Below are 14,714 nucleotides of genomic sequence, written 5' to 3' on the forward strand. Positions count from 1 at the left end.
CGTTATGTCGGCAACAGAAACAACACCACACTCAGCAAGCGTGTTTGAAGTTAATAAGCAACACTTGCAAACCACACGTGTTATCGATCTTGATATGTCAGCACCCATGGGTCTTAACGATGTGTTATTACGAGTCGACAAATTTGCCTTAACAGCAAATAACATCAGCTATGGCATCACTGGAGACACATTAGGCTATTGGCGATTTTTTCCATCTGACGAGCCGCAGCAATGGGGGCGCTTGCCTGTAATGGGTTATGCCGAGGTGGTTAAATCAAAAAACGATCAAATCCTTGTTGGCGAACGGGTGTGGGGATTTATGCCCATGGCGACGTATTTTGGCATTGTGGCCGGTAATGTGACTCAAAACACCTTTAGTGATGTCAGCCCATCGAGAGAAGGCCTAGCACCTTTATACAGTACATTTGACCGTGTAAGTGTGAATCCGTTTTACCAAAAACAAAACGAAGACTACGACATTTTATTGCGCGGGTTGTTTACTACATCTTGGTTAGTGAACGACTTTATGCAAGACAATGACTATTTCAATGCCGAGCAATACCTGATTACGAGTGCCTCGAGTAAAACCAGCATTGCCCTTGCCTTTTGCATTAAGCAAACAGCCAAACGGCCAGCAATTGCTGTCACTGCCAAAGCAAACATGGCGTTTGTGATGTCACTCGGTTGCTACGATAAGGTCATTAGCTATGAACAAATCAGCGAATTAAATCCATTAACGCCCACTATCTTAGTGGACATGGCAGGCAACAAAACCACCATTGCCATGATACATCAGCATTTTGGTGAGCAACTTGGCTATTCTTGTCGCATTGGTGCAACTCATCACCACAATTTAGATTTAAACGACAAAAGCAGTCTACTTCCGGGTCCAACCCCCAGCTTCTTTTTTGCTCCATCACAATTGTCTAAGCGATTTCAGGACTGGGGCAGCGCCATAACTATGAAACACATTAATATGGCTTTGCTAAGTTATATCGCATTTTGCAAAGGTAATATTGCAATTAACTACATCAATGGTATTGAAAAAATAAATGATGTTTACCAAAAGGTGTTAACTGGACATACCGACGCATCAATGGGGATTGTCGTAATTCCATTTGGCGATAATAAATGATGCTATCAATTTAAATGGTCAAACTCTCTCATGTAAAACGGACATTAATCGTTAATAACACACGATTTTAAGAGGTTACTATGGACAATATGCAATTGATCACGTTGGTTAATACCCAAATCATACCTGTGTGTATTTTTCTCATTATGATGGGAATGGGGTTATCGTTAGTGATAAATGACTTTAAAAGAGTTGTACAATACCCCAAAGCCGCAGCAATAGGCTTAACCAATCAACTGATACTGTTACCCATCATTGGCTTTACACTCGCCTGTATAATGCCGCTAGAACCAGAATACGCAGTGGGCGTGATGTTATTAGCCCTGTGTCCTGGTGGCACCACATCCAATATGTTTTCGCACTTAGCAAAAGCCGATGTGGCCTTGTCTGTAACCATGACTGCGGTGGCCAGTTTAATCACGGTATTTACCATTCCTGTTGTACTAAATTATTCATTGATCCATTTTATGGGTGAAGGCAGCGAATTTGAGCTTCCAATCATAGCAACCATGATAAGCCTGATGAAACTCACGATAGTGCCGATTGCGTGCGGCATGTTAATTAGGCGATATGCACCAAAACTGGCTCAAAGCACTCAAGTGCATGTCTCAAGATTTGGCATATTGTTTTTAACCTTATTAATTATTTTCCTCACGTATATTCAACAAGACATTGTGATTCCGGCATTAATTGCTGCAGGACCGGTGTCGATCCTCTTAAATCTATCAACCATGCTTTTAGGATATTATTCAAGTAAATGGTTTGGGCTTAATTTTGCACAGCGCACCTCAATTACCATTGAATGCGGCCTACAAAACAGCACCTTGTCGATGTTTATGGCGTTAACCTTACTGTCTAATTATAAAATGTCATTTACGCCAGCCATTTACACACTAACCATGCTATTTACGGCAGGCATTTTAGTCGGTATGTTAAATACAAAATACCTCAAAGCCAAAAGGCTACAGGCCGCTATCGCAAAATAGCGAAATAAAAACGGCTTTGAGCATCAAACAATCATAATAACTGCTAAACAATTAGGTGAAATATGCAATTAATAAATGTAACCATTGAAAATAATGTCCATGTTATTAGCTTAAATAACGGCAAGGTTAACGCCATATCACCTGAAGTTATCGCACAACTCAATGCAGCGCTAGATGCCGCTGAACAAGACTCTGCCGTAGTGATTCTTACTGGTCAGCCAGGCATTTTATCCGGTGGTTACGATCTTAAGACCATGAAGCAAAGCTCAGAAGCCGCCATTGCCTTGGTCACAGCGGGTTCAACATTAGCGCGCCGAATGTTGTCATTTCCCACCCCTATTATTGGTGCTTGTCCTGGTCATGCTATTGCAAAAGGGGCATTTTTATTACTCAGCTGCGATTACCGCATTGGTTGCAATGGCCCATTTAAACTTGGCTTAAACGAGGTGGCCATAGGCATGACAATGCATCAGGCCGGTATTGAAATTGCGCGTAATCGTATTCCGCAAAATTACCTGTCACGGGCAGTCATTAATGCTGAGTTATTTGCTCCAGAACAAGCAGTACTGGCTGGGTTTCTCGACCAGGTGGTTGAGCCAGACCAATTAATGGACACCGCACATCTTGTGGCAAAACACATGCAAACACTGAATATGCCCGCGCATTTGGCCACAAAATTAAAAGAGCGCCAGTCGATCCTTGCTCAATTAGATAGTGCCATAGAACAAGATAAGCACATTTCATTAAATTTATAAGGACATAAATATGCTATCGCAACACACTTACCAGACGCTCACGGTCGACATTAACAATAAAGTCGCCCACATCGTGCTTAATCGACCAGATGAACTTAACTCAATGAATGTCGACTTTTGGCATGAATTTCCAAGCGTCATCCAAGAGATTAACCATCAATCTGCGGCTCGTGCGATTGTGATCTCATCAACGGGTAAGCATTTTTGTGCCGGGATGGATTTAGCCGTGTTTAGCGCAAACAACAGTAACGACAATATCGAATTAGGCCGTAAACACGAGCAATTACGCCGCCTAGTCCTTAAACTACAAGATTGCTTTAATGTCCTTGAAACCGTCCGCATGCCGGTACTTGTGGCCATACAAGGTGGCTGTATTGGCGGCGCCGTTGATATGGTCACTGCAGCCGATTGCCGTTATTGCACCAGCGACGCGTTTTTTAGCATAGAAGAAACCAAACTGGGTATGACTGCCGATGTGGGCACATTACAACGTTTACCAAAGCTTATCTCTATTGGCTTAGTAAAAGAACTCGCCTATACAGGGCGCAGAATGCCTGCGGCAGAAGCCAAACAAGCCGGTTTAGTTAATCAAGTGTATGACGACCATGCGTCAATGCTTAGTGCTGTGTTAGGCATCGCAGCAGAAATGGCCGCCCGCTCGCCCTTAGCTGTCGCGGGTTGTAAAGAAATGATTAACTATGCCCGCGATCACAGTGTCGCCGACAGTTTAAATTATATGTCGGTGTGGCAAAGTGGCATGTTTCAACCACAAAACGACATGATGGAAATCTTTACAGCTAAAGCACAAAAGCGCGAACCGCAATTTGCTGAGCTGGCTAAAATTGATCCATCAAAAATATTTTAAGCATAAAGCAATGTTGCGCCAATGCCAGTTAATACGAATTTAAGTGAATTAATTTAATCGATATGGCGCACACTTTATAGAGCAAACCATGACAAAGCCATTAATTAACCTTGTGCATGCCAATGGCTTTCCCGCGGGAAGCTATAAAACATTGCTAACTGAATTTGAAAACGACTATCGTACTGTTGCCCACAATCAATTTGGCCATAATACGCTGTACCCCATTCACAGCAACTGGCAACACCTTGTTACTGAATTAGTTGAATTTATTAAAAATAAAAATGAACCCGTGATTTGTATAGGTCACTCCTTTGGTGGCGTTATTTCATTTATAGCTGCCTGCCAACATCCTGAATTGTTTCGCGGATTAGTCATGTTAGACCCACCTGTTGTCACCGGCGCGTTTTCGCATTTATTGCGTGTCATTAAACGTACACCGTTTATTGATACACTATCTCCCGCCGGTAAAGCTAAAACGCGGCAGAACCAATGGCCAGAAAACACCAATTTGGTTGAATATTTTTCACAGAAGAGTTTATTTAAAAACTTTGATCGCCGCTGCCTACAAGACTATGTACATTCGGGAGCGATACGACGAAATCAACGCTTAGAACTGACCTTCTCTCCAGCCGTAGAAGCGGATATTTTTAGGCATTTACCAACAAATCTTAATAAGTACAAAAACAAGTTAACCGTACCTGCAAAACTGATTTATGGTGAAGACACCACTATTTTTCCAATTAAACATTTTAATCGCTTTGCCAAGCTCAATAATATTGAATTAATCGCATTGCCAAAGGGCGGCCATATGTTTCCATTAGAACAGCCTGAAAACACCGCAGCCATAGTCAAAGAGATAATCAAAGATTGGTAAAGTACGTCGTACAGTGAGTCAATAAATAGGAGCACGCCGTTATGAAAATAGCCACATTATTTACTGCCCTAACCTGTAATCTAGTGTTTATTGGCACAACGATGGCTTTGCCTCTTGATAAAATACAACTCCCACAAGGGTTTAGTATTGATCTATATGCCGAGAATGTAGAAAATGCGCGACAGATGGCCCTTGGTGAAAATGGAACTGTTTTTGTAGGCAGTCGCAAAGCAGGCAAGGTTTATGCACTTATAGACAGCGATAATGACTTTAAAGCCGATAAAAAAATCATTATTGCGAAAGATTTGTTTATGCCATCCGGACTTGCGTACCATAACGGTAGTCTATACGTCGCTGAGGTGGATAAGATCTGGCGTTATCCAGCGATTGAGGCATCACTACCCATTATTGCGAAACCCGAATTAGTTTTCGATAAACTGCCCAACAAAGCCCATCACGGCTGGAAATTTATTGCCTTTGGCCCAGATGGACACTTATATATTCCCGTAGGCGCACCCTGCAATGTATGTGAAAGTGATTTACCTTTTGCGTCCATCTTAAAACTCAATGTCGATACTAAACAAACCACGATTGTGGCTAAAGGTGTGCGTAATAGTGTTGGGTTTGATTTTCATCCCGTTACGGGCGAGTTATGGTTTACCGACAACGGCCGCGACATGATGGGCGACGATTTACCCGACGATGAGCTTAATCATGCCACTCAAATTGGGCAACATTTTGGTTTTCCCTACGTGCACAACACAAACATTAATGATCCTGATTTCACAAACGCCGAAATAGCTAAACTCAACACACCTCCGGCATTAACGTTAGGTGCTCATGTTGCGGCATTAGGCATGGAGTTTTATCAAGGTAGTCAATTCCCTTCAGTTTTTCAGCAATCAATCTTAATTGCCCAGCATGGCTCATGGAACCGCACTAACAAAGTGGGCTATCGTGTTATGCAGGTTGAGCTTAAAGACAGTAAAGTCATTGCCTACAAACCCTTCGCTACCGGCTGGCTTGACGGCGAGCAAAGCTGGGGCCGCCCTGTTGATGTAATGACCCTTACGGATGGCTCAATCTTAATATCAGATGACTTTGCCAATGCAATTTATCGGGTGAGTTATACCAAGCAGTAACAGCACGTTAAGCCTTAACTCGTAGATGATAGAAAATTACTAACCTCTTTCTCGTCGTCCCGGCAGTGCTGTTGAGCCGGGATCCAGGTGTTTGTTTTGCTTTTAGTTTTGGCTAAGATATGTGTGGCGAAGATGTGCGTGAACTGCAGACTTTACAAAATCAAACCAATAATTCGCGTCCTAAACTTAATTGACATACCGAATACCACATTTGGAGAAAAGCGGTTTGAAAGTTTTATTTTATAAAAGTTTACCCTGACCGACCGCGAAGTGTGTTTTGGTAATCACAATTAAAGGTCCTTGGCATAGCTTGACTCTTGTTTCCGGTGATGACCAGGGACACAGAAAATATTGAGTAATGCCAAGCTCGAATAAATAGTTAAGAAAGCAGGATTATATTCACTAAGAGATGGATGGATCGCAGTTCATTATTGTAATAAATAGCTAACCAAAAAGTGAGTTAGGCTGTTCTGGTCTAATTCCATCTGACACTTAATTTTGAGACAGTATGTTAATAAATTAAGAGGTCTATATGAGTTTAAAGCAATCACACAAGAGTTATCCGCAGGCATTTAAAGATGAAGCAGTATTGATGGTGCTGGACCAAGGCTACAGTGTTGCTGATGCGGCAAAATCTCTAGGGGTTGGCATTAGCCTGCTTTACAAGTGGAAAGAAAAGTACGAGGCCCAACGGCAAGGCATCGCCTTAGAAGAGTCTGAGCGCGATGAACTTAAGCGATTGCGTAAAGAAAACAAAGAATTACGCATGGAGAAAGAAATACTAAAAAAGGCAAGCGCCTTCTTTGCGAAAGAAATGAAATGAAATGAAATGAACAACATGCACTTGTTAGGCATTGGGGTTACTCCGGTCTCAGTTTTAATTTGATAACACCTATAGTTTCCCGAAACTCGGTATTATCACCTTCTTTATTAATGGCGCTTATCTCTTTTAGCAATGATTCAGCAAGGGGTATTTCCTTGCCAGAGTAATTATATATTTTGAAAGAACCATCATGTGTTTGGATTGCGTAATATTCAGACTCACTGTCTGGGAAGCGTGCGAAAAGAAATGGTGCAGGCGGCCTTGAAGGAAAACCACCTAATGGAGGCAGCAACCAAAAACTAATGTGATAAATTCGCTCACCAAGATTTATCTCAAAATTTCCATTTTCATCAGTTTTCGCGACAAATCGATGGTCTGTGTAGCCGAAATCCTCCGGGCTATTCATGAGTAAATCTAAGCCCCCCAAACCGTATGCTGCTGGAAGCATAAACTCAATCTGCTTATTTGCTACTGGCTTATCCGCTGACGAAACCACAGAGCCACTTATTTTTAAATTTCCAATTGCACTTCCAGGTGCAACGCAGCCTTGCAATGCAAGAAGTGAAATCAACAGAAATGTATAGATAGTATTTCGATGCATAAGATGCCTAACGCTTATTGAAGGGCTCACCCGATAATGTAGGCCCTTTAACTTATTGATTAATATCATCCTACATTTACTATCTTATTGATGTAAAGCCGTTTTATTTAACTTCACTGACAAATAAAAGCGGGCTTGCACGTTAAAAGTGGATTCAATATTCGACAAAAAATAAAAACAATTTAATTTCAATACATTACAAAATTCACGATTTATTATTCATACTACTTTAGTTTACATATTAGCCGATTCAACTTAAAAACACGTCAAAACCATTACAACTGTTTTTATTCACAGTACACACTACATAAAGGTGGAAGGCATGGCTAACACTGGATATGTATCCGACATTTATAAGCCAGATACAGATAAAGTTTAATGCTGGGCAATCACCATCTAAATGATACGTTTTTTAATATCTTTCGTATGAGGCGCTGAGGGGTTGCAAAGGCTGATTTATGAACAAGAAAGCGCTTTACCCATGCTCTGGTGTGCGCGAAGCACCACGACGTTAGTGGCCGCAGGCCATATATCAAGCAATGCATGACATACAGCTATTTTATTCAATAGCTGCAGATTTAATTCCATCCACTATTTGCTCTACCACTAAACCCGCCCATGCATTATAAATCGGTGCGCCTGGGTGAAATCCATCGCTGGCCATAACCTGGCGCATAAAGTCGAGCATGCTTATCTCGGGCTGTGGGTTGTCTAATGGCAACGTAATCATGGTAAATTGACTCGTCTGATTGCCCTGCTGCTGATTAAGCTTGAGTATTAATTGCTGTAAACGATGGTTAAATTGGTTGGCACGTTTGCCTAAACTCCACCGTAATGGATTGGGCAAAACGGGAAACAGCCCTAAGGGTGGCAATGCTGTGACTAAAATTTGTTTTGGTGTATAGCGCTTTTTAAGCAATGTAAACAATGCTTGTTGTTGTAAAAGCCACTTTTCACAACTCACCGATGAAGTAATATCATTGACTCCTAATGAGGTGACGATGACATCATAATGCCCTTGCCCGAGCACGGGATGATCAGTGTCAATTTGTTGTATCGCTTTTAAGGTACTTGATGTGGTTGCCCCTGTTTTAGCAAATAAAGCGTAATTGACATCTACTTTGGGGCTTAATTGCTCAAGGATTTGGCCCAATAACGCCTCACTTTGATTTGTCACCCCAACGCCTGCTGCTGCAGAGTCTCCTAAAATCAATAATTTTAACGTGGGGTTTGGCCCGGTTTGACCGACACGTTCGCCTTCTGGCTCTGCAAGTCTTGGGGTTGTGCGGCGCACTTTGAGCCCTTGTAATATCAACACAGGGGCCAACATAATCGATAATCCGTGATACAACATAGCTGTCCTTAATATGAATTAACTAACCTGATATGAGATTAACTCAAGTCTTTAATGGCCCGGCCTATGCCATCGACGGTCAAAGGGTACATTTTGTTGCCAACCAGCTTTTGTATTATCGAAATTGAATGATGAACGTGCCAATACTGCTCTGGTTGCGGATTCAGCCATGCCACTTTATTAAAATGTCCTAGTAATCGATTCATGTATTCGATACCCGGTTTCTCGTTCCAATGCTCGACACTGCCACCTTTTGCGATAATTTCGTAAGGCCCCATGGTCGCATCGCCAACAAATATCACTTTGTAATCGGCCCCAAATGTTCTAATGACTTCTTCTAAATCAATCACTTTGTCAAAGCGGCGGTGATTGTCTTGCCACACTTTTTCATACAAACAATTATGAAAGTAAAAAAAACGTAAATGTTTAAATTCGCTGTGTGCGGCAGAAAATAACTCTTCACAGGTATGTATGTAATCGTCCATTGAGCCACCGATATCAAAAAACATCAGCACTTTTACCGCATTATGGCGCTCTGGCTCCATGTGTACGTCGAGCAGGCCGCCATTTTGAGCGGTTGAGCGAATAGTGGTATTAATATCGAGTTTTTCACTGGCACCTGTTCGAGCAAATTTACGTAACTTTTTAAGGGCCAATTTAATATTACGGGTGCCAAGCTCTCGGTCCTGGTCAAAGTTTTTAAACTCGCGCTTATCCCAGACTTTCACCGCACTGTAATTGCGGTTTTTATCCTGACCCACTCGTATGCCTTCAGGGTTATAGCCGTAAGCACCAAATGGCGATGTTCCCCCTGTACCGACCCACTTGTTGCCGCCTGCGTGACGTTTTTTTTGTTCTTCTAAACGTTCTTTTAAGGCTTTCATCAGCTCATCAAGCCCGCCTAGGGCGTTAAGTTTGTCCTTTTCTTCTTGAGAAAGGTGCTTTTCAAACTCTTTTCTCAACCACTCTTCTGGCAAAATTTTATCAAAAATATCAATACTCTCTATGCCTTTGAAGTATTCAGCAAAGGCATTGTCGTACTTGTCGTAGTGTATTTCGTCTTTAACCATGACAATTTTAGCCAGGTGATAAAACGCTTCGACATCGGCAAACACAACCCCAGTTTTTAATGCCGTAATTAAATCGAGTAGCTCACGTAAGCTACAAGGTACTTTGTGCTTTTTTAGGGTCAGAAAAAAATCAATAAACACGCTGTTCTACCTGTTTCTGCGGCTCATGAAAGCAAGCTTTTCAATTAACGAAACGTCTTGTTCATTTTTAAGCAAGGCGCCAAACAAAGGAATAATATCCGATTGTTTGTCGAGCAAGGTTGCTTGGGAAATATCATCAGACATGAGTAGCTTTATCCAGTCTATCAATTCTGATGTAGACGGTTTCTTCTTAATACCATTAAGATCACGTAATTCAAAAAACACCTCTAATGCTTGCTGTAAAAGTTGCTGTTTAACATTGGGGTGATGCACGTCGATAATCTTGGCCATTTCCTCTTTGGTGGGAAACTTAATGTAATGAAAAAAACAGCGCCTTAAGAAGGCATCGGGAAGCTCTTTTTCATTATTTGACGTAATGATAATAATGGGTCGTTGTTTAGCTTTGATAAGTTGTTGGGTTTCATACACATAAAACTCCATTTTATCGAGCTCTTGCAGCAAGTCGTTAGGAAACTCAATGTCGGCCTTATCGATTTCATCAATCAATAAAATGGGGCGTTGTTGTTCTTCAAATGCCTGCCACAACTTACCTTTAACGATGTAGTTGCTAATGTCATGTACACGGGCATCGCCTAATTGGCTGTCACGCAGGCGAGATACGGCATCGTACTCATACAAACCTTGTTGGGCTTTCGTGGTCGATTTAATGTGCCATTGATACAGTTTACAATTAAGTGAGCGCGCTAATTCTTCTGCTAACTGAGTTTTACCGGTACCCGGTTCGCCCTTAATGAGTAACGGCTTTTCTAAGGCAATGGCTGCATTAACGGCTAATGTCAGTTCGTTGGAGGCAATATAGTTATCTGTACTTTTAAACATGGTCGACCTTTTTTTGTCACTTTGTCGTCGCAAAGCCGTGGTATTTATCAAAATGATTAATGGTTATAGCAGCATTTACCCTCAATCAGCTTGAAGAGAAGTATTTCAACCCTTCAGCTAGGTGCGTAAGTGCTGCGATACCACTTACAGTTTGACGATTAACTTGCCCTTGTTTTTACCGGTAAAAAACAAATTTAACCCGGTCATTGCTGACTCAAGTCCCTCTAAAACATGCGCGCGATGCTTGATTTGCCCTTTCATAACATATGGCGTTAATTTTTCCAGTAGTGCGGGTACATCCCCAAAGTGGTCTGGCATAGTAAAGCCTTGAATCGTTAAGCGCTTTTTAATCACCTGGATCCAATTTGGGCCTAAGTCGGGTACCGCTTTAGCATAATCGGCAATCATGCCACACACCACAATACGGCCGTGGGCGTTCATTTTAGCAAACACATGATGCTGAATCGGCCCGCCGGTATTTTCAAAATAAATATCAACGCCCCTTGGCGCTAATTCTGCTAATTTGGCTGCTATATCATCTGTTTTGTAATTAATGGCACCGTCAAAACCTAATTCGTTTACAATCCACTGCGCTTTTTCATCGCTGCCAACAACACCAATGACCGTTAATCCATCTGCTTTAGCCAGTTGACCCACAATAGAGCCTACCGATCCCGCCGCCCCAGACACCACAATGGTTTCGCCCTTTTTAGGTTTACCCACATTAAAAAGCCCTTGAGTAGCCGTTAAGCCTGGTAACGCAAAAACTGACAATATGGCTTCATCGGGTAATGGCGCGGTCACTTTGTTTAATCCTTGGCCTGTACTTAAAAAATATTCTTGCCAGCCCATCATGCCCATGACTCTATCGCCCACTTTAAAGTTTGGGTGATTGCTCTCAACTACTTCACCAATCCCTGAGCTGCGCATCACCTCGCCTAACTCAACGGGTGGAATATAGCTTTCTGTGTCTGGGCTCATCCAACCAAACATGGCCGGATCTAACGACATGTGGCTTTGTTTCACTAAAAACTGCCCCTGCTCGACACTTGGCATCGGCTTTTGTACTACGTCAAATAATTCTGGGCCAATTGGGCCACCTTGAGGGCGGGCGATAAGATTGATTGCTGTATAGGTATTCATGTCATTCTCTCTGTCGATGTTTGTGTTGCCGTCAATGGCTTGATAGTTAATTTGTTTTACTGTTTATAAGGATTATTGTTTAACTAACTGATTGATACTTTTGATGCTATCAATATGTTGGTGTTGATAAAAATGCTTAAAATGCAGTGCAAGTTTTTCACTTTCTACAAAGACTTGTCGCCAATACTTAAGCCGTTGTGCGGGTGTCATGTCAACAAAGTCACTGCGATCGGGTATTTTTTGGTATGGCAATGACGCAATAAACTGCGCCGATGGGCACAATAGCACTGTTTTATCATAATGTTGCAGCCTCACCTTTCTGGGCAAGTTTTTATCAAACCAACCCGCTTTTAAAGTGGAGCTAAAATGTGGATATAAAGTTAATCCTTCATTTTGAATAGTAAAGTCAAAATGATAATCGATAATGCCGCCATCACGATACATACCGGGTGGGCAATCAGGAATATTTTTAATGCCTTGCATCACCATGGGAATAGAACCAGAGGCTAATAAAGCACGCTTGATGTTTTGCGCTGAAAAGCTCACCTTAGTCGTGGGGATATTATCTGGGTCATTTATCTCTAAATCACTTTGATGATGTTGGAAAATAAACCGCTGATACTGGCTTTTGAGTAAAGGCCGCCCCATAGAATTACGCACAAAGCTATTGGCTAAGCCCACACTCTGTTTAAGTTTGTTTTCTGATGCCACTAACCCGTTGCATTTAGCCACAATAAAATGGGCTTTAAACACAGGGTTATTGATGATTTCATCGGCGCCTGTTTGGCCAAATAATGTCTCGAGTAATTCAAATGCTTTTGATGTGATTTCTAATGGTTGCGGCTTTTTATTATTTGAGTATACAGTTTCGCTATAGTTTTTCGCTAAGCGTTCTATGGCGGCCACGGGGTCTTTTTGGGCAAAACATGCAGCACGAAAAGCCCCTGCACTTGAACCTATTAGGTTTAATGGCTGTTGTCTGTCTTTAAAAAACTCGCCAAAAAGATATTTGTCTAGGCCAAACAAGGTGAACCACTTGGGGCCACCGCTGGCACCTAAAAATGCGCTAAATAGCTCAGGAGAAAAGCCATCTTGTTGTATTGTTTTTAAGGCCGTATCCCCGGCATAAATTTCTAACATATAATAATGGTTACTGACTCTTACAGCGACGCAATGCCAAAGTGAATCTGGTTAACGTGAAGATTCTCCGCGGCATGACGATTAACTGTCGTTGATTTAGGAAAAAAGACACACTGAGTCGCTATACAACCGACTCAGTGCTGTGGATTAGCTATGCCTTATTACGCAAGTCTTTACGCAATACTTTACCCACATTACTTTTGGGTAGTTCGTCCATAAACTCGATGATTTTAGGGCGCTTATAATTGGTGAGCATTTTGGCGCAATGATCAAAAATATCTTGCTCAGTCAGATTAGGATCTTTACGCACAATATACACTTTTACCCGCTCACCAGTGGCATCGCATGACACCCCGACCGCAGCGGCTTCAAGCACACCTTCATGGGACACAATCACTTCTTCAATTTCATTAGGGAATACATTAAAACCCGACACAATAATCATGTCTTTTTTACGGTCAACAATTCTAAAGAAACCGTTTTCGTCCATGGTGGCAATATCGCCCGTGGCTAACCAACCGTCTTTTAACACTTCATCGGTGGCTTTTTGGCGATTGTAATAGCCTTTCATGACCTGCGGGCCTTTTACCCACATTTCGCCAGGCTCGCCTAAAGCAACATCTTCACCATCAGCGCCAACAAGGCGCACATCTGTAGATGAGGCCGGAATACCAATCGAGCCATTGTATTTTTCTTGATTGTACGGACTCATGGTCACTAATGGTGCGCACTCAGTTAAGCCATAACCTTCTAATAAACGAGTTTTAGTCACACGTTCCCAATGCTCTGCTACCGGCCGCTGTACAGACATGCCACCACCAAAGCCCATTTTCAAGGCGCTAAAATCAAGTTTATCGAATCCTGGGGTGTGTAATAAACCATTAAACAAGGTGTTTACCCCTGTAATGACAGTAAATTTGTATTTGGCTAACTCTTTTACAAACCCCGGCATGTCTCTAGGGTTGGTAATTAATAGGTTGGTACCACCAAAAGGGATAAAAGCGAGACAGTTAGAGGTGAGCGCATAAATATGATAAAGCGGCAATGCGGTGATCATAAACTCTTTGCCAATTTCGTAGACATTTTTGGTGACCGCATTTGATTGCTCAAGGTTTGCTACCATATTACGGTGAGTTAACATTGCCCCTTTTGATGGGCCAGTTGTACCACCGGTGTACTGTAAAAAGGCTAAATCTTCACCGGTTATCGTAACTGGAGTAAATTTAAGTTTGCTGCCTTTAGACATGGCATCGTTAAATTTTACTGCGTTAGGTAAGTCAAAGGCAGGAACCTGTTTTTTTACGTGCTTAATCGCACCGTTAATTAGCGCCCCTTTTATGAGGCCAAGTCGATCACCCACACTGGTTGTTACCACATGCTTTACATCTGTATTGTTAATAACGGCTTGCAATACATGAGCAAAGTTTTCTAGGATTAAAATGCCCTTTGCGCCCGAGTCTTTTAATTGATGCTCTAACTCACGTGCAGTGTAAAGTGGGTTAACATTCACCACAGTCAGCCCAGCAATTAATGCCCCAAAAAGCGCTATAGGATATTGCAATAAATTTGGGATCATAATGGCAAATTTATCGCCTTTTACTAGGCCTAAATCTTGCTGTAAGTATGCTGCAAAGTCTGTTGCTTGCTGTTCAAGTTGCTGATAGCTAATGCTAACATCCATATTAATAAACGCCGTATTACTTGCGTATATCTTGGTATATTTAAAAAATAATTCTGCTAAAGAGCTGTACTTATCAGGGTCTATTTCAAACTCAACCCCAGGTGGATAACTCTTCTCAAGCCAAACTTTTTCCATAATACGGTCCCCTATTATTATGATGATTT

Annotated in this window: 13 protein-coding genes and 1 pseudogene; 7 read left to right on the forward strand and 7 right to left on the reverse strand. The window is 41.9% G+C overall.

Going from position 1 to position 14,714, the window contains the following annotated elements; genetic code table 11:
- Positions 1 to 4 precede the first annotated feature (4 nt).
- The 7 genes and pseudogenes from L2703_RS12725 to L2703_RS12755 all read left to right on the forward strand — a co-directional run.
- On the forward strand, positions 5 to 1,135 hold the full coding sequence (locus tag L2703_RS12725) for a DUF2855 family protein (RefSeq protein ID WP_248971467.1): 1,131 nt from the start codon (positions 5 to 7) through the stop codon (positions 1,133 to 1,135).
- 80 nt (positions 1,136 to 1,215) lie between these two features.
- Positions 1,216 to 2,121 carry a bile acid:sodium symporter family protein gene (locus L2703_RS12730; protein WP_248971468.1) on the forward strand — a complete coding sequence of 302 codons (906 nt, stop codon included), beginning with the start codon at positions 1,216 to 1,218 and terminating at the stop codon, positions 2,119 to 2,121.
- Positions 2,122 to 2,183: 62 nt separating this feature from the next.
- Positions 2,184 to 2,876 carry a crotonase/enoyl-CoA hydratase family protein gene (locus L2703_RS12735; protein ID WP_248971469.1) on the forward strand — a complete coding sequence of 231 codons (693 nt, stop codon included), beginning with the start codon at positions 2,184 to 2,186 and terminating at the stop codon, positions 2,874 to 2,876.
- Positions 2,877 to 2,886: 10 nt separating this feature from the next.
- Positions 2,887 to 3,741 (forward strand): crotonase/enoyl-CoA hydratase family protein, encoded by an 855-nt coding sequence (locus L2703_RS12740; RefSeq protein WP_248971470.1) that lies wholly within the window; start codon positions 2,887 to 2,889, stop codon positions 3,739 to 3,741.
- Positions 3,742 to 3,829: 88 nt separating this feature from the next.
- Positions 3,830 to 4,615: an alpha/beta fold hydrolase gene (locus tag L2703_RS12745; RefSeq protein ID WP_248971471.1), complete on the forward strand. Its 786-nt coding sequence runs from the start codon at positions 3,830 to 3,832 to the stop codon at positions 4,613 to 4,615.
- 41 nt (positions 4,616 to 4,656) lie between these two features.
- A complete protein-coding gene (locus L2703_RS12750; RefSeq protein WP_248971472.1) occupies positions 4,657 to 5,757 on the forward strand; it encodes a PQQ-dependent sugar dehydrogenase in 1,101 nt (366 codons plus the stop codon).
- Positions 5,758 to 6,289: 532 nt separating this feature from the next.
- A pseudogene (locus L2703_RS12755) lies at positions 6,290 to 6,582 on the forward strand (transposase); the annotation flags it as partial.
- Between the two features lie 35 nt (positions 6,583 to 6,617).
- Here the strand turns inward: L2703_RS12755 and L2703_RS12760 are convergent.
- From L2703_RS12760 to L2703_RS12790, 7 genes are all read right to left on the reverse strand, one after another.
- The gene (locus tag L2703_RS12760; RefSeq protein ID WP_248971473.1) at positions 6,618 to 7,181 is read right to left on the reverse strand and encodes a hypothetical protein; all 564 of its coding nucleotides are present in this window, start codon (positions 7,179 to 7,181) and stop codon (positions 6,618 to 6,620) included.
- A 559-nt stretch (positions 7,182 to 7,740) separates the two neighbouring features.
- Entirely contained in the window at positions 7,741 to 8,535 is a 795-nt protein-coding gene (locus tag L2703_RS12765; protein ID WP_248971474.1) for an SGNH/GDSL hydrolase family protein, read from the reverse strand.
- Positions 8,536 to 8,573: 38 nt separating this feature from the next.
- Positions 8,574 to 9,746, reverse strand: coding sequence for a vWA domain-containing protein (locus L2703_RS12770; RefSeq protein WP_248971475.1), 1,173 nt, complete (start codon positions 9,744 to 9,746; stop codon positions 8,574 to 8,576).
- A 6-nt stretch (positions 9,747 to 9,752) separates the two neighbouring features.
- Complete coding sequence (locus L2703_RS12775) at positions 9,753 to 10,586, reverse strand: AAA family ATPase (RefSeq protein ID WP_248971476.1); 834 nt, start codon at positions 10,584 to 10,586, stop codon at positions 9,753 to 9,755.
- Positions 10,587 to 10,730: 144 nt separating this feature from the next.
- The gene (locus L2703_RS12780) at positions 10,731 to 11,729 is read right to left on the reverse strand and encodes an NADP-dependent oxidoreductase (protein ID WP_248971477.1); all 999 of its coding nucleotides are present in this window, start codon (positions 11,727 to 11,729) and stop codon (positions 10,731 to 10,733) included.
- Between the two features lie 72 nt (positions 11,730 to 11,801).
- Positions 11,802 to 12,869, reverse strand: coding sequence for a patatin-like phospholipase family protein (locus L2703_RS12785; RefSeq protein WP_248971478.1), 1,068 nt, complete (start codon positions 12,867 to 12,869; stop codon positions 11,802 to 11,804).
- Positions 12,870 to 13,020: 151 nt separating this feature from the next.
- Positions 13,021 to 14,685 carry an AMP-binding protein gene (locus L2703_RS12790; protein WP_248971479.1) on the reverse strand — a complete coding sequence of 555 codons (1,665 nt, stop codon included), beginning with the start codon at positions 14,683 to 14,685 and terminating at the stop codon, positions 13,021 to 13,023.
- Positions 14,686 to 14,714 lie beyond the last annotated feature (29 nt).

It is taken from the genome of Shewanella basaltis (genome assembly GCF_023283885.1).
Taxonomy (GTDB): domain Bacteria; phylum Pseudomonadota; class Gammaproteobacteria; order Enterobacterales; family Shewanellaceae; genus Shewanella; species Shewanella basaltis.